The following is a 17,282-nucleotide window of genomic DNA, read 5'->3' as shown; positions in this document are numbered from 1 at the left end:
TTCTTACTCAAGGTTATATGAAGCTACTGTTCTTAGGAAACCCCTTCTTGCCTTGAATGAGACACAACCGCATTTGAAAGATTTTCATAACTGTTAGATGGATTCTCTTCCTGTTTAGGAAGTGTGATGAATTTCATCAAGAATGCACTAACCAAGTATAAACCAGTATAAATCCAGATAATACCCACTACTCCTAAACTCCCGATAAAAATACCAACCAATGCAGGCCCCAAAAATGTGCTTAAACCAGCACCAAGATTCAGAATGGACATCGCTGCTCCTTTATTTTCTGGGGCTAGTGAAGGGATTAATGCAGATAAAGGAACATAAGCAGCCAAACATGCTCCAAAGCAAGCTGCTACAATTGTTGTCACTATATAATTAGGTCCCAACAAAGCAGGAGCATAATAAAATGCCGCTGTAAAAACTGCACAGCCAACTCCACCAAACCAGATAACCGTATTACGCCATCCTATTCTGTCACCAACAATTCCAAAAATTAAATTAAAGAAAATGTTACTTGTCCACAGTGCTCCATAAATTTGTAGCCACTCAGATCTTGTAAATCCTACCTCCATCATATATGCCGGCATAAATACAACAAGTCCATATGCACCCGCTGTATTGATTGTTCTCACGATACATCCAAGTCCAATTTTCGGCTTTTCAAAAGCAATCGTAATACCTTTTGTAAGATATTTTATTATATCTGTTTTGGTTTCAAACTTCTTATTATCATTATTACTTGAATCATTCTTATTTAAGAAAATAGCTACAGTAGCACCTAAACTAACAAAAATTAATGCACTCCAAAGTGTATTGATTTCTCCTAAAATCGGAAGGGCAAAACTTGAATAAAACGCACCCAAAACATTTAAACCTGCAGCAAACGCAAACCAAAACCACCCTATAGCTGTTGCAAGTTTATCACCAGGAGCATAGTAAGTAATCCAAACTAAGAATGAATAGGCAAAAAGCGGATAACCTAAACCTCTAAGAGCGTATGTCGGAAGCATAACGGCAAGATTCATACCCCTAATTCCAAATGTTATGAAAAAAACTGTTCCTACTATAAATAAAGATAATCCTAAAGTCATCGCTTTTCGAGGCCCCATGATTTCAGCCAGAACTCCTGAAAGCCAAGCGGCAATTGCAGCTGCGAAACCGTATACAGAAAATAATAAAGCAGATTGCTGTACCGTTAAACCATGACTCATTAAATAGGATGAAAGCCACCCTTGTTCAAGTCCGTCTCCCATCATAAAAATCATAACACCAATAAATCCTAAAGCCATCTTAGAATCTAAACCCACCTTGTTGAATATCCCGTTCATCTTTTTTCCTCCTTATCATACATAAAATTCATTTCTTTTTAAGTAATAGATCAAAGCTAGAAGCAATTCTCTAATGTTGTTTTTTTGTTAACGTCCTTTTATCCTTAACTAACTGACTCCCCAAATCGCTCATCGCAAAGTCATCCCTTCATTTACAAGCGCTTACATTTATAGAACTAAGTCCTCTCTAATTCAATCACTACAATCAAATCAGTTCCTAATTCAAATTTCCTTTTCCCCACTTCTAAGTAATAACCAAACCTATAAATTTAGAAATGAACATATTTAACATTTCGACTTCTCCTTTAACATATGTTACTAGTTGTAACCTTTGTTAAAATTATATTTTTTTTTAAAAGCGCTGTCAATAAGATTTTTCAGAAAATACAGTTGATTCACCTATTTCTATCTTCCCAGAGAATTACTTTCTGTATCTGAATATTTTAGTGATCACTTTAAGAATAGTAAAAGGATAAGTAAGGTAGGTAGTGCATTCTTGTTTAGGAACTTGGTATAATAAAATTATTTGAATAGATAAAGAGGAGATTATATGTTAGGTTCTGAAGATAAGCGCCAATTAGTGCGAATAGCTAATTTATATTATGTGGAGGGTTGGACACAAGGACAAATAGCTAAAAAGACCGGTGTATCACGACCGTTTATTTCCCGGTTATTGAAAAAAGCAAAAGATAGCGGAATCGTAGAAGTATACATTAATGATGAAAGTATCCATACGATCGAATTAGAAAAAAAGATAAAGAATATGTTTAAGTTAGATGAGGTCATAGTAGTATCCACTGAGGGGCTTGCTCCTGAAATGATTAAAAAGACTGTAGGGCAAGCCGGTAGTTATTACCTCTCCAAAAACCTCGGGGATGCAAAACAGGTCGGAATTTCATGGGGAACTACCTTATTAGAACTCGTAAAGGAGTATCCATTTGAACAAAGAGAAATAAATATTGTTCCACTTGTAGGTGGTATAGGAACACACCATGTTGAAATTCATGCTAATCAATTGGCTTATGAATTGGCGAGAAAAATGAACGGAACTTCCTCAAATTTATATGCCCCAGCAATTGTTGAAACACAAGAACTAAAAGATTATCTTTTAGAAATACCTGATATTGCAATGGTTCTTGAGAAGGGTAAAAATGTAGATGTTGCCCTTATTAGTATAGGAAATCCCTATACTAATTCTACATTAAGGGCACTTGGATATTTACAAGACGAAGATCTGAAGCAATTCTGCAAAATGGGGGTAGTAGGTGATATTGCTTCTCGTTTCTTTGATCAAGAAGGAGATTTGGTTAACCATCCTTTAAATGATAAAGTCATTGGTTTGTCACTCGAGCAACTGAAGCAAATTCAAAAAGTCGTTGCTATCGTTGAAGGAACTCATAAGGTAGATAGCTTATCTGCAGCTTTAAAAGGTGGGTACATAAACGTATTAATCATTGATGAGGAAAGTGCATCTGCACTAATAAGAGAGAAATAAAGGATGGTTTTAGCCGAATAAACAACCAATAGATTACAAAGCACTAATTAAAATAGTGTTTTGTAATCTTTTTTTGTTTCTAAATTTTTGATGTAAAATAAATATTGACAATTTTCATAACAACAACCTATAATTTTAACAAACGTTACACGTTATTACATTTGTTATATCAGTTATAACCGTTAGCTATTAATTACTTGAGGAGGTTTATACATTATTGGGAGCAAACTAAAAACTTAGCATTTATCATAGAATAATACAATTCACCTTTACAAAGAGGTATGACCCAAGAAACACTGACTTTCAGGGAAAAGCTTTATTAAAAAACTTATTATTACCTTTATTTAGAACAAATATTATAAGAGAATAGATATCATTATACGAATGCATTAAAAAACAAGCAAGATACCTTAATTTAAAATGTTTATAAAGCGCTTTATTTTTTTAGCAAAGGAGAATATATAAATGAAAAAGGAGCTCGTAATCGGAATTGACGGTGGCACGGAGGGCGTAAGAGTAGGGATATATGATTTGCAGGGAAAACAAGTTGGCTTAGGTGTTACCGGATATAAAACCTACCACCCTAATCCTGGTTGGGCCGAACAGGATCCCAACGAATGGTGGACTGCTCTTGTCAATAGTATAAAACAAGCAATGAAGCAAGCCGGGGCTACTAAAGAACAGATTATTGGTTTAAGTTTAGATACTACATGTCCGACGATTGTATTATGTAAAAATGACGGTAGACCATTACATCGTGCCCTAATGTGGATGGATCTTCGCGCTCATAAGGAAGCTGATCTTATATCTTCCTCCGGAGACGATGCTTTAAAATACAATGGCTATGGAAAGGTTTCACCAGAGTGGATGCCTTGTAAGGTTCTTTGGTTAAAAAGGAATGAACCTTCCCTTTATGAAAGTGCTGAAAAAATCTTAGACTTCTCTGATTGGTATACGTTCATGTTAACAGGTAAGCATACTGGAAGTATCAGTACCACAACCTACAGATGGTATTACAATCAGGAAGAGGGCGGAGTGCCAAAACGCTTTTATGAATCAATTGGATTAAGTGATGTCTTTGAAAAGCTTCCAAGTGATATATACGATTTAGGTGAGAATGTAGGTGGTCTTACACATTCAGCCGCGGAGGAATTAGGACTATGTGAAGGAACACCTGTTGCCCGGGGAGGGGTAGATGCCCTTAATGGCATGATTGGTTTAGGTGTCATTCAAAAAGGAAAACTAGCCTTAATTACAGGTTCTTCACATAATATTTATGGATTAACAGATAAACAAGTTCATTCAAAGGAAATAATGGGCTCATTCCCGAATGCCGTCATCCCAGGTTTACGATTGGTAGAAGCAGGACAATCCTCTTCGGGTTCTACTATTAAATGGTTTAGAACAAACTTTTGCAGGGATTTAGAATATATAGCAAATGATAAAAATGTAAGCGTTTATGACCTATTAAATCATGAAGCTGCTCAAATCCAACCAGGTTCTGAAGGCCTCATCGTTCTGGATTATTGGCAAGGAAATCGTTCCCCACATGTTGATCCTAATGTTAGAGGAATGATATCTGGATTGTCATTAAAGCATGGGAGAGAACATATTTATCGGGCGATTATAGAAGGAATTGCCTACGGAACCGATTATAATATTCGTAATTTTAGAAATAATGGAATTGCAACCACTGAGGTGTATGCCGCAGGTGGAGCAACAAACAGTAAATTGTTTCTTCAAATTCATGCTGATGTTAGCAATATTGCCATTAATGTACCTGAGGATAATCAAGTGGCTTGTTTAGGTTCTGCTATTTTAGCTAGCGTGGCTGCAGGAGCTTATCAAACCATAGAGGAAGCAGTTTCAAATATGGTGCGATTTAAAAAAGAGCGAATCGAGCCTAATCTAGAAAATCATGCAAAGTATCAATTATATGCTGAACAGTATCGAAAGGCCTATCCACAATTCCATAGTTGGATGTGGGAAAATACAAAAATCAGCCAAGGGACGTTAGCTCCTAAATTCAAAGAGGATACAGACTGTCCCAAATCCCTTGTTATCTCTACAACTATTTGATAAATGCATAAATCATACCCGATCCCGCTACATGATCTTTAAAATGTCATTCTAAAAATTCGCGTATGATCTTAGCAAATATTTTAGGCAGACTTCACCTCTTGGTGAATTTGCCTTTTTTTTTTTATCTTTAAATTTATGTATAACCATTCCGTATTGATAGATTAATATGGACGCATTAAATATAGAAAAGAGATTTCAAAAAGGTCTTGAAATAGTTATTAATAACTCGAAATAGATGCAAAAAATGAGAAACAGTCTTTCCTAGGAACTTATACGTGTTACAGAAGTAGAGGCTTTAGCTGCAGCAAGGTGGATGGGCAGAGGTAAGAAAGAAGAAGCTGATGAGGCTCCCTTTTTATTTATAACAGAAATATTAGGACCAAATAATGGTCCTCGGGTTGATATCGCTGTCGATCATTTAGAGGGCACTAATATTGTTGAAGCAGGTAGGTCTAATGCTTCTTCCTATGCTAGCGATAGCTGAACATGGGAGCCTTATACATGCACCAGATTTGTATATGAAATAGTCGCCGTCGGTCCGAAAGCAGCTGTGCATGATAGTTGCGCCTATACTAGACGATTTAAGAGCAATTGCTAAAGCAAAAAGTAGAGAATTTTAAGAGCTCATTGTCACTATTTTATACTTTGAAAAGCATGAAAAGATTCTCCAAGAGATTAGAGATTCTGGTGCCCGAATGAAGTTAAATCAAGATGGCAATTACTACAGCCTTTGGCCATACCGGTGTTTATGTTAGGTAGCTTCAGGAGGTACCCCTGAAGGAGTATTAGCAGCCGTTGCCTTAAAATGTTTAGGTGGTGATTTTCAAGGAATGCTTTTGCCACAAGCAGAAAAAATACTAGATGCAACACGATGGAAATACAAGATATTAATAGTGTTTTATTAATGGAAGACATGTAAAATGGGAAGATGCATTTTTTCAGAAACGAATGAAACCGATGGAGAACTTTTAAAAGGGGTTCAATACAGAGGAGACATTGCTACAACACATTTATTTGTTATTCGTGCAAAAACAGGTACATTACGCATTATGAGGGTGAACATAGTTTACAAAAAAGGCTCGAATTAACTACTAGCTTATACTCCCCCATTTCAAATGGTAAAGATACACAGGACACCCCCCTTAAAGGAGTGGGTTGTCCCATTTCCTTCCGTATCTTTTTCCCTGAATCCAGCAAATAGCTAAATACTTACCCCTTGTATCTTTTTTGTTGCCTGATCCACCTGTTCATCCGCGTGATAGGACGAACGTACTAGCGGACCTGCCTCACAATGATCAAACCCTTTGCTTAATGCAATCTCTTTTAACTCTGCAAATTCAGCAGGCGTCCAATACTTGATTACAGGCAAATGGTTTTTAGTTGGCTGCAAGTATTGCCCAATCGTAAGAATGTTTACGCGGTTTTTCCGTAAATCATCCATTGACTCTATTATTTCTTCTTTCGTTTCTCCAAGACCAACCATAATGCTTGACTTTGTAGGAATGTCTGACAGCATTTCTTTTGCACGACGCAAAAACTCAAGAGAACGGTCATACTTTGCTCTTGCACGTACTCGGTTAGATAAACGCCGAACTGTTTCAATATTATGATTCAAAATATCTGGACGTGCTTCTAAGAGAGTTTTTAAATTCTCATACACACCTCCCATATCTGATGGTAAAACTTCAATAGAAGTAAGTGGACTTTTGCGCCGTATTGCACGGACTGTTTCCGCAAACACACCTGCTCCGCCATCCTTTAAGTCATCACGAGCAACTGCTGTAATTACCACATGCTTTAAGTTCATTTGGACAACGGAATCAGCTACACGTTCAGGCTCCAGCCAATCCAGCTCCGTCGGTAAACCTGTTTTAACGGCACAGAAGCGACAAGCTCTAGTACAAACATCTCCTAAAATCATAAAAGTGGCCGTCCTCCTGACAGCCCAACACTCATGAATGTTAGGACACTTCGCTTCTTCACACACTGTATGCAATTGTTTTTCCCTCATCATTTTTTTAAGACCGCTATAATTTTCATTTGTATTTAGTTTAATTTTTAACCAATCTGGTTTACGAACACGTTCTTTTTTAGTTTCCATTCTAATCATCTCCTGTAGGTCTTTCCTATATAAATAATTATGAAAAATGAAATTTTAAATGGTATATGCCAGAAATTATCTAATTATAATTGTTGAGTCATTAGCTAAGTTCACTTTAAAATAAATCTAATATTAAAGACCTGACAGATGATAAAAAATTTTGCTGAACAAAAGATGAGTATTAGATTAAGCTTTTATAAGTTTCAAGGCAGCTTTCTCATCTAAAATTAGAACGTCTATGTACTCTCCCTTTAAAGCTGAAGCCAGGCCTTCAACCTTTTCAGTTCCTACAACTACTGCTATGACCATATTAATTTGCTTCAGTTGCTCAAGCGATAAACCAATGACTCTTTCATTTAAGGGATGGTTAACCGCCTCTCCGTCTTGATCAAAGAAGCGTGAAGCAATATCACCAACAGCACCCATTTCATGGAGTTGCTGCAAGTCATCCTCTTGTATATAACCGAGTGTTCGCATTGTAGAATTTGTGTAAGGGTTGCCTACGCTGATAAGAGCTACATCTACATTCTTTCCTTCCTCAAGCACTGTGGCAATATCTTTCATTAAGACGAGACGGTCTCTTAGTTCTTTTGTTTTAACAATCGCTGGGGTATATAAGTATGAGCATGTACCATTCAGTTTTTTTGATAATTCGTACGCCAATTGATTAGAATGAAATTCAACATGTTTCGTTCCCAGACCTCCTACAAGAGGAATTACTTGGACCTCTTCTTTCTGTTCAAAAGAGTACTCTTTCACTAGTTCAGACAAGGTAGAACCCCATGAAATGCCAATTCGTTTGACATCTTTTAAGTTTTTAGAGAGATAATATCCACCTGCATTTCCTACTGCCTTTTTTAGCATCTCAGAAGTAAGTCCCGAGGTAGATACTACAACTACATCCTTCAAATTATATTTCTTCTCAAGTTGGTATTCTAATTGTACTGTACGAAACTCTTCATCCTTTATATTTACTTCTACCAATCCAAAATCCCTTGCTTTTTGGAGAAGCTTTGAAATTAGGCTTCTAGATAAACCAACTTTTTTTGAAATTTGTTCTTGTGTACAATCTTCGATATAGTACAAATGAACGATTTGAATTAATCTTCTCTTTTCTTCCCAATCTAACATCGAATCGCCTCTTTATCTGTTGAAGTAACTTTTGTTATGATATCCATTTTTCAGTGCAACTTTATTTAATCTTTACATAGGTTATTGAACCTTACAACAATTTAACATACTGTCAATAAAAATGGCTTATTAATTTCTTGAAATTTAAACAAATCCATCAAATTAATTGCATGCTGATTTATATTTCCTGGATTCATAATGAGCGGTATTCAATGTATCCTCTATTTAACATTTGTAATAGATTGTTACCTTTGTGAAAATCATAAAATTATTTTTTTATTTAGTCAAGGGGGTAAAATCTTTTAAAGTTTATTCTTCTAAACAAATTAGAAAAAAATATTTAAATTGACATTTTGGAATATACATATTAGTTTTAAATTAACAAATGTTCAATAGGTGAAAAAATGTTAATAACAATATTAGAAATTGAAGGTGAACGTATAAAATGGATAGAGCAATAGTTTTTTTTGATATAGACGGCACACTTCTTGATCACAATAAACAATTACCATCTTCGACCAAGCATGCCATTCAAGCTTTAAAAAGGGAGGGGCATGATGTAGCAATTGCAACAGGACGTGCCCCTTTCTTATTTGAAAATCTGAGAGAAGAATTGGAAATCGATTCATTTGTTAGCTTTAATGGACAATACGTAGTATTAGGTGGAGAAGTAATTTATAAAAACCCTCTAAATACAAAAGCTTTAGATTCATTAACGAAATTTGCCAACAAATACAATCATCCTCTCGTCTATATGGGACACGAGATTATGAAGGCCAATAGCCAGTATCACCCGCACATCGACGTAAGTATAGGGACACTGGGCGTTTCCCATCCAGGATATGATCCGCACTACTTTGTAGACAGAGAAATTTTTCAAGCTCTTCTATTTTGTCCAGATGAAGAAGAAGCCCAATATCGAGACGGTTTAAAAGACTTAAATTTTATTCGTTGGCATCAATTTTCAATGGATGTACTTCCACTAGGCGGATCTAAAGCTCAGGGGATTGAAAAAGCAATTGAAAAGTTAGGCTACACAAAAGAACAAGTATATGCATTTGGGGATTATTTAAACGATATTGAGATGCTTCAATTTGTAGGAAATGGTGTGGCGATGGGAAATGCACCTGATTTAGTAAAGAATGTAGCCAAGTATGTGACAAAGGATGTAAGTGATAACGGAATTGCACATGGATTAAAGCTAGTAGGACTATTAAGGTAGGAGTATAAACCTTTCTGGTTCTTTGAAGATCATTTTTACTTTGACTAAAATAATAAGAATCCACCTGAAATTGGAATTCAGATGGATTCTTTTTAATTACCCCTCACTTAATTTGAAAGCTCGGTAATATGTTTGTTTCCTCTTTCAATCAAATTTTCACGCGAATCTGATTTACCAAATATCGCCATACAAATTGCCCCTGCGATTACGATGATTCCACAAACTGCAAATCCTGAGACCCAAGAATTCGTAAGAGTTACTAACCACCCTGTGACGAAAGGTCCCAATATTCCCGCTGTTACAGCAATAAAATGAACCATCCCCATTACACCACCCAAACGAGAGGAAGGAACCGTATCCGATATTATCGCAAAGTACTGAGCACAAGTTAAATAATTCAAAAACATGGAAATAGCCATAAGTGAGACAGCTCCTGTAATTGAGGTTACAAGTGCAGCAGGAACAAAGGAAACACCCACTCCAATTAGACAAATGACCATTAACCACTTTCTAGCTTTAGCAGGATTGCCTGTTTTTTTCGCAATTCGGTCAGTTATGACCCCGCCAAGAATCACTCCAACCGTGCCTGCAATCCAAGGAATGGTTGCACCAATAGCAAGACTCTTTATGTTAATATTATGAGCTTGTACTAAATAGGTTGGGAACCAACCAGTAAAAACAAAAAGTACCCAGTTATATCCAAAAAATGCAAGTGCTGTACTCCAAACAATAGGTTTTTTTAAATAGAAGCTAATAGGTCTAGTTGTACCATCACTTTCAAACTCAGGACGCCTTGCTAATTCTCCACTTTGAATTTCAGCTAACTCTTTTGCTGTAATCCATGGATGATTTTCAGGTTTATCACGAACAACAAGAAACCAGCCTAACGCAAAGAGTATACCAATAATCCCTAAAACAATAAAAGGAAATCTCCAACTTCCATTTGTTATAGCCATTAACCAAACAACTAGCGGCGTCGCAAGAGCTCCCCCTAATGGAGTTGCTGCTTGAGCAATACCCACTGAGGTTGCTGTCTCCCTTTGGGGAAACCAATTACTAACCAATTTAGCCATCGTCGAAGCTTGAGGACCCTCCCCAAAACCAAACAAAAATCTTAAAATAACAAAGCTCACAAAGTTGAAACCAACAGCTGTCAATCCTGTAAAAATAGACCACCAAATAGCTGCCCACCCCATAACCTTTCGTGGGCCCAACTTATCCGAAGTCCATCCTCCAATAAAACAGAACGGAGCGTAACCAAAAGCAAATGCGCTTATAATAATACCCCAAACTGCACTAGAGAAATGAAATTCTTCTATTATATGGGGCGCTGCTACACCAATCATTGCACGATCTCCGTAGTTTAGTGCCAGCAATAGACAATCCATTCCAAGAATACCCCACCGAAGTTTTGCCCATCCCGAAGTTCTAGGCTTAACAACCTGATTTGCCATAAAGTCACTCCTTTTACCTAAGTAATATCTCATTTTCCAGCAATTTGTGTCACTTAATGCATCGAAACTTACTAGCTAAAGTTAACTTTTTTTCATTTTTTAGAACAGTACATTTTCGTTAGTGAATCTATGCTGGAATTTTCGATTTGAAGGTGCTTATATAGATAATAGCTCTCCGTTCGGTTCTATTTATCGTTTTTGATTACGCTTACATGTTTCTGAATTCCCGTGGTATATTCATACATAACTTCTAATTCATGTTCTTTTGATTTTTTCTTTGGGTACTTTAATCCCTAGGACAGACACTTTACACGATACTGAAGAAATGAAACTTAATTATTAAACCCAATTATAACGAAACACCCAGTAATCCGCGTGTCAGTTGGAAATCAACATTACCCTGTTGATAAAGACGTGGCGTATAATCATGCTCCATGGTTTGCTTGCAAATCTCTAGAATCTGCTCAATCCAAATGGAAGGATCGCCATTAAGTACAAGATCTAAATCATTTCCATAGGTTTGTTGAATAGTCGGCTCCGATGTCATTTGCAGCATAGGCACGAATGGATGCGTCTGCATTGGTTGGTGATTAACCAGCGCTAATATTAACTCAACACCCGTAGCTGCTAAGCCCGTGACAGTCTCCACCCAATGCTCGGTTGGTGTCTCCATTATGTGGAAACCAGTGTAGCGGATATGTTCACCATAGGCCAATGATGGCGGAACATTAGATTTGGTCAATACATTCTCCCTGTAAGCCGACGTTGAAAGCAGCCCACTGTTCTCTGGCACAACCACCAAGCCACCTGCGCCTACAATCATTTTTGTTAACCTAGCAAGTTGTTCACCAACTGCGTTTGTCACGTAACCATCCGTTAAAATTCCAATGCGCAACGCTTCTAGCCCAACCGTTTCCTTCGCGGTTAACCCATCTGCGGATAATTGATCAGCAAACCATGCTTCCACCTTCTGAGTTACCTTCTCAATCCCGCCATCTAGTTGAATACTGGCAAATCCAACAGACCTATGGTCAATACCCATCGCTTCCATCTGATGACGCATAAAGTCATTGTGGGTTTTCTCACAACCATGTTCCAGTAACAGACAATGCTTGACCAGCGGATGGGTGATATAGCCAACCATGGTACGAGCATACATCTGCTCAGGTTGGCCAGCATTATTACCGCATCCTTCCGTATGTGGCAAAGACACAAAACGAGGAATATGCCCCGGTTGACCACCCCCCTGTTTATTTAGCCGCTGCGCAATCAAATTCGCCACCTGCCCAGAACAGAGACTGGTTGGCAAGATTAAGCTTATACCATCAAAGGCTTGGCGGTCTTGCCCACGACTGAAGGTGAAGCAATTTGGGTTGGTAGCTACTGTGTGGTCCGCCTGAATCGCAATAGGTTCCCCCGTCAACTGAGGTGCATTGAGCAAACTATCCAGTTGGTTCGCATCCGTTTGCCGCCAGTTGCGCCAGAATTGTACCTGTGAATGACCAGCCTTCTCACCTGCACTGAGCTTACCCGAGGCAGTTTGTATCATCAAGTCAAAAGCTTGCCTACCTAACTCATCCATGGACATCCCCTCTAGATATTCACCAGCGTTGAAATCCATTTCATTGGTTAGCAGTTGGAACCGACGTGATGTCGTCACCACTTTAAGAGTCGGCACAAAAGGAAAGTTGGTGACCGATCCGTTCCCTGTTGTAAAGAAAATCAGGTTACAGCCTGAAGCCACCTGTCCGGCAATACCCTCGAGGTCATTACCAGGGCTGTCCATAAAATGGAAACCAGATTCTTTCATGGGCTCAGCATAGTCAATTGCATGATCAAGACGAGTATCTGGGTCTTTCTTACGGGCCGCTCCAATGGACTTGAGGGCAATATTATATAGGCCACGAAATTTATTGCCACCGGAAGGGTTTCCTTCAGCGCTCGCACCATGCCAAGCAGCTCTCTCCTTAAATTGTTCTATAAAAGTTAAAAATTTACGGGCGGTTTCCACCGTGCGTACCTTTTGTAAGACATAAGGCTCTGCGCCCATCAATTCATCCGTTTCTGCCAAATTAGCAGCCCCTCCATATCGTACCACTTCCTTTGAAATCCACCCCAGCAGTGGATTAGCAGAAATACCCGAAAAGGCGTCTGAGCCGCCACATTGTAAGGCAATCTTCAGATGGCTAATGGATTCAGGGGTGCGTTCCATGGCATCTACCCTTGGTAACCATTCACGCACAATCTTTTCCCCAATATTCAGATTCTCTTGAAAACTACCTTTGATGGACAGAAATTGGTGCAACACGTCATTTACTGGATAATTATGTTCCCGTAAATAGGCCTCTAGCATCTGGTTAGTTACTGGTTCAGTGCCATAGTCTACAATCAAGACTGCACCCACGTTAGGATTTACGATAAATCCGGCCAACGTACGCAGCAATAGAGCTAGGTTATTAGGCTGTTCTGTCCCCCCCTCCGTATGAGCAATAGGAACAATCCCATCCACTTGGGAATAGCGCTGCAGTTCACCTTCCAGTCGAGTAGCAAGCTGTTTGACATAGCTGCCCGTGCGTGAGGTTGTCCCCAACAAGACCACCTTGTTGCGAGTACCGACACCGCGCGCTTGGCTTCTCCGATAACCCATAAAGGTGCTTGATTCCGGGTAAGCGGGCAATGCTTGTGCAGGTTGAAAATTCATCTCATCAAGAACATAAGGCGGAATTTGATCAGAAAAATTGGGCGTAGCCGGCAGGTCAAATGCAAGTGATCGAACACTAAGCTCTTCCAAAACAGCTTTGTTGATCACATAATTGCCAGGTTGAATCCATTGCTCAGCCACACCAAAGGGTAAATCCCAGGAGAGTAAGGCTTGACCTGGTGCAATCGCTTTTACTGCAAATCGATGACCTTCCATAACGGTGTAATCCAGGGTCAAAGCTTGACCTCGATAGTTGATATGGGTGCCAGCGTCTAACTTGCGAGTCGCAACTGCAACATTATCTCCAGGTAAAGGAAGTCTAGCAACTTCATCAAATTGGTAAGATGCATTCATTAGATTCAACTCCTTATAGAAGATTATATTTAAGCTTCACAACTAGGATTAAATATCTAGGCTGTCAAAACCAAAGGCTGACAGCCCACCTTTTAAGTTAAAACATTATTCAGCGTACCAATTTTCTCGATTGACACTGTCATTTCATCCCCTGATTTCAACCATACCTGCTTATCTTCCGGGTAACCCAAAATAACACCATCCGGAGTGCCGGAGAAGATCAAATCCCCTGGTTGCAGTGTGATATATTTTGAGATATAACTTACGATAGTAGCACAGCTAAAGATCATGTCTCTCGTGTTTGCAGATTGACGAAGTTCACCGTTGACCTTGCATTTGATATCAAGATTCGTTGGATCATCCACCTCATCAGCTGTGACGAGGTAGGGACCTATTGGGGCAAATTGATCCAAGGCCTTTCCCAGCAGCCATTGTGGTGTGCGGAATTGTAGGTCTCTCGCAGAAACATCATTTCCGACCGTGTAGCCAAATACATGGGTTAATGCATCTTGTTCACTTATGTTGTTTGTTTCTTTTCCAATTACAATCACCAATTCTGCTTCATAGTCAAACTTTTCCGCACCCTTTGGAAGCGTAATTTGATCTTGATGTGCCGCAAGAGAATTATTAAATTTATTAAATAGCACTGGAGAAGTGGGGATGGCCATTTTCGATTCTTCAGCATGATTAATGTAGTTAAGACCAACACAAATGATTTTCTCAGGCTTTGTCACAACAGGAGCATATTGAATTCCTTCTTCTGAAATAAAATCTTCCGTTTTTTCAATGATTGTTTGCAGTTGAGATAGGGTAGCTGAACCTCCGGCAATGACATCTTCCATGATGCATGGAATGTTCACTTCAAGAGCATCCGCCACTTTTTGCACATCGATAATTCCTTGTTCTGTTTTTACACCTAGACGAATTTGATTATCTCGCTGAAAATTTAGAAGCTTCATTTCTACTCTCCTTTTATTTTTGTGGAATGGCTTTACCTTCTTAAATTAAAACCCCTACGTCTTGCTGCTGGCGAAGCTTATAGAGCATGGTATCCGTCTTAAGTTCGACCATGTCATAGGTGATTACCTGATCTTTTTTGACATCGCAGCGAAGGCGTGCTCCTGTTAGAAGACCAAGCGGAACCAATTTCTCTTCTCGTGCAGTTTGGAAATGATCATTCAGGGCATATACTGTTGATCCTCCTTGCCCGTCAATCGTCTCGCCTGCTTTGAGGTCACGCTTTGCCGCAGCAATTACTTCGGTCACCAATCCTTTACTTGGGACTACTGTTGGGTGTTGGAATATAGCTGCTGATGCAATAGACAACGGAATCTCGTTCGTCACCAGATGGTAAGGGGTGTACATGTTGTAGTACCCGTTGTCTCCAACAACGTCCAGGTACTTTAGGTCTTCTTGAATCTGTGGGTGTTCCGTCCGAACTACCAGAAAAACTCCTGGTGTAACGCTACGGAGGAAGTCAATTTTCCCATCCTCTGTTTTAAGCGGTCTTGCATAGTCGATAACACCTCGTTGATTCAGAATTCCTCCTTCGCTTTTTGGCCGGAAAATCTTAGGGATTTCATATATACCTGCTACAGGACCATGCATTCCCCGTACATCTGGAACAAGACCAGTGTAATTTGAGACGCAAGCCATCTCGATCATGGTCTTTGTCGCATCTCTAAAGGTAACAAGGAAGTGGGGATTTACGCCTAACTCACGGGCATCCTCGGCCACACTATCCGGTGTCGCATATCGATCAAATGTTCCGAGACTCGAAGGCGTTTTGCCCACAGCCACAATCTCAAATCCTAACGCTGTGTACCTGTCATAAAGTTCAGCAATCAGCCCCGGCTCATCTCCGGACGATACAGTATAGACCACTCCTGCATCCTTAGCCATTTTATACAGTAACGGCCCTACTACCACGTCACTCTCAACATTCAACATGACTATATGTTTTCGTGCCTGGATTGACTTATAAGCGATTCGGGCACCAAGCTCTGGACTTCCTGTTGCATCCACCACTACATCTATGTCAAGAGATGGTACAAGATCTGCATCCTCTGTAACTACAGGCCTACCCTGTAACATGGCATCTGCAGCCTGGGAAAGACGATTTGTCACAACCACATCAGAGGCCTTGTATCCACAAAGTTCGAAAGCCCTTACAGAACGTTCCACACTTAAGTCTGCAATGATACTTGTTTGCATTCCCTTCATTAATCCAATCTGGCATAAAGCACCCGTTCCCATCCGGCCTGCACCAACGAACCCTACTTTAACTGGTTTTCCTGCTTCTGCCCTTGCTAAAAGTTCCTGTTTAATCATTAAATAATCGCCTCCGATTTGTTAAATTTTTCTGAAAATATCTTTCTATCAATCAATCATATAATTACACTATTGTGTGATTATATGATTGTGTGATTGTCAGACAAAGTTTATCTCTGCCTTAAATATATCACTCGTACATTTTTTTGTAAACGCTTAATTTTTAAATATTTAAAAAATTTTATTTATTTGTATTATTCCTTGATATAGAAACAAAATAAAAAAGCCCACCTGGTTTAAAGTGAGCAGTAATAAAAAAATATAAATAAAACCCACATAATTGTGTTACGGTATCAATAAATGCAATTAATCGGAGGATATCTCACGATTTACAAGTACTTGATTAAGGCGTTCAGCAGCGCTCATGATGTGATGACGCATGAACAGACGTGCCTCGTTGATATTCCCAGATCTGATGGCTTCCACTATCAACCGATGTTCTTCCAGTGTGCTAGCTTTTGTTTCCGATATGCTGAAGGTAGAAGGATACCAAAGTCTTACAATCGACTGAATCGTTGATACGAGGTTAACATAGATTAGGTTTTTCGAAGACTCTGCCATCTGCCGGTGAAATAAATTGTCGTATTCCATAAAACGAGCTTCATCTTCCTGATAAGTCTTCATATGTTCAAAGGTAATCATAAGGTTTTCTAAATCTTTCTCATCCCTCCGCTCGGCAGCCAGACCCGTGCATTCTACCTCCACATTCAGTCTTACCTCGGTCAGATCACTTAGGTTTCGGTGGCTGAGAAGGAGCCCCCACCGGAAGGCGCCTGATAAAAGTTGTGAAGTTGGTTCTTGAACGAAGGTGCCCCCACCATAACGTGTTTCCAAAACCCCGATCACCACCAGGCTCTGCAGCGCTTCCCTAATCGTTGAGCGGCCAACTCCAAATCGGGCAGCCAACTCCTTTTCCGATGGAATTTGGTCTCCAGGTTTCCATGCCCCTTTCATGATCAGATCTGCCAACTGGTTAACCACTTCTTGGGTGAGTGAAGTCCGCCCCACCCGCTTTATTAGATCCTCAGAACCTGCCATAACTTTTCACATCCCCCTCAAATAACGGTTTATTTCTTT

At 39.3% G+C, this 17,282-nt stretch carries 12 protein-coding genes and 1 pseudogene; 5 read left to right on the top strand and 8 right to left on the bottom strand.

The genetic code is table 11. The annotated features are described in order from the left end of the window. Positions 1-32: 32 nt before the first annotated feature. The gene (locus tag M3226_RS21200) at positions 33-1,334 is read right to left on the bottom strand and encodes an MFS transporter (RefSeq protein WP_251570399.1); all 1,302 of its coding nucleotides are present in this window, start codon (positions 1,332-1,334) and stop codon (positions 33-35) included. A 550-nt stretch (positions 1,335-1,884) separates the two neighbouring features. Between M3226_RS21200 and M3226_RS21195 the strand changes: the two genes are divergently transcribed. The 4 genes and pseudogenes from M3226_RS21195 to M3226_RS21180 all read left to right on the top strand — a co-directional run. Further along, on the top strand, positions 1,885-2,829 hold the full coding sequence (locus M3226_RS21195) for a sugar-binding transcriptional regulator (protein ID WP_251570397.1): 945 nt from the start codon (positions 1,885-1,887) through the stop codon (positions 2,827-2,829). Positions 2,830-3,294: 465 nt separating this feature from the next. After that, complete coding sequence (locus M3226_RS21190; RefSeq protein ID WP_251570394.1) at positions 3,295-4,908, top strand: FGGY-family carbohydrate kinase; 1,614 nt, start codon at positions 3,295-3,297, stop codon at positions 4,906-4,908. Between the two features lie 316 nt (positions 4,909-5,224). Further along, the gene (locus tag M3226_RS21185; RefSeq protein ID WP_251570391.1) at positions 5,225-5,395 is read left to right on the top strand and encodes a fructose-bisphosphatase class II; all 171 of its coding nucleotides are present in this window, start codon (positions 5,225-5,227) and stop codon (positions 5,393-5,395) included. Positions 5,396-5,729: 334 nt separating this feature from the next. Beyond that, positions 5,730-5,999: pseudogene (locus M3226_RS21180) on the top strand (fructose-bisphosphatase class II); the annotation flags it as partial. 113 nt (positions 6,000-6,112) lie between these two features. Here M3226_RS21180 and lipA read toward each other — a convergent pair. Both lipA and M3226_RS21170 read right to left on the bottom strand, forming a co-directional pair. Further along, a complete protein-coding gene (gene lipA / locus M3226_RS21175; RefSeq protein WP_285857934.1) occupies positions 6,113-7,021 on the bottom strand; it encodes a lipoyl synthase in 909 nt (302 codons plus the stop codon). Positions 7,022-7,198: 177 nt separating this feature from the next. Beyond that, on the bottom strand, positions 7,199-8,143 hold the full coding sequence (locus M3226_RS21170; protein WP_251570386.1) for a sugar-binding transcriptional regulator: 945 nt from the start codon (positions 8,141-8,143) through the stop codon (positions 7,199-7,201). 445 nt (positions 8,144-8,588) lie between these two features. Between M3226_RS21170 and M3226_RS21165 the strand changes: the two genes are divergently transcribed. Then, on the top strand, positions 8,589-9,365 hold the full coding sequence (locus tag M3226_RS21165) for a Cof-type HAD-IIB family hydrolase (protein ID WP_251570383.1): 777 nt from the start codon (positions 8,589-8,591) through the stop codon (positions 9,363-9,365). 107 nt (positions 9,366-9,472) lie between these two features. Here M3226_RS21165 and M3226_RS21160 read toward each other — a convergent pair whose 3' ends face one another. The 5 genes from M3226_RS21160 to M3226_RS21140 form a co-directional block, all read right to left on the bottom strand. Then, complete coding sequence (locus M3226_RS21160; RefSeq protein ID WP_251570382.1) at positions 9,473-10,819, bottom strand: MFS transporter; 1,347 nt, start codon at positions 10,817-10,819, stop codon at positions 9,473-9,475. A gap of 349 nt (positions 10,820-11,168) precedes the next feature. Continuing rightward, positions 11,169-13,874, bottom strand: a complete 2,706-nt coding sequence (locus M3226_RS21155; RefSeq protein WP_251570379.1) for a UxaA family hydrolase — start codon at positions 13,872-13,874, stop codon at positions 11,169-11,171. Between the two features lie 92 nt (positions 13,875-13,966). Then, on the bottom strand, positions 13,967-14,833 hold the full coding sequence (locus M3226_RS21150) for a fumarylacetoacetate hydrolase family protein (RefSeq protein ID WP_251570375.1): 867 nt from the start codon (positions 14,831-14,833) through the stop codon (positions 13,967-13,969). A gap of 40 nt (positions 14,834-14,873) precedes the next feature. Beyond that, positions 14,874-16,205: an NAD(P)H-dependent oxidoreductase gene (locus M3226_RS21145; RefSeq protein ID WP_251570373.1), complete on the bottom strand. Its 1,332-nt coding sequence runs from the start codon at positions 16,203-16,205 to the stop codon at positions 14,874-14,876. A 306-nt stretch (positions 16,206-16,511) separates the two neighbouring features. Beyond that, complete coding sequence (locus tag M3226_RS21140; protein ID WP_251570371.1) at positions 16,512-17,243, bottom strand: FadR/GntR family transcriptional regulator; 732 nt, start codon at positions 17,241-17,243, stop codon at positions 16,512-16,514. Positions 17,244-17,282: the final 39 nt, after the last annotated feature.

This window comes from Neobacillus cucumis, assembly GCF_023715505.1.
The sequence above is the reverse complement of the archived record's forward strand: the minus strand, read 5'-3'. Positions and strand labels throughout refer to the sequence as shown.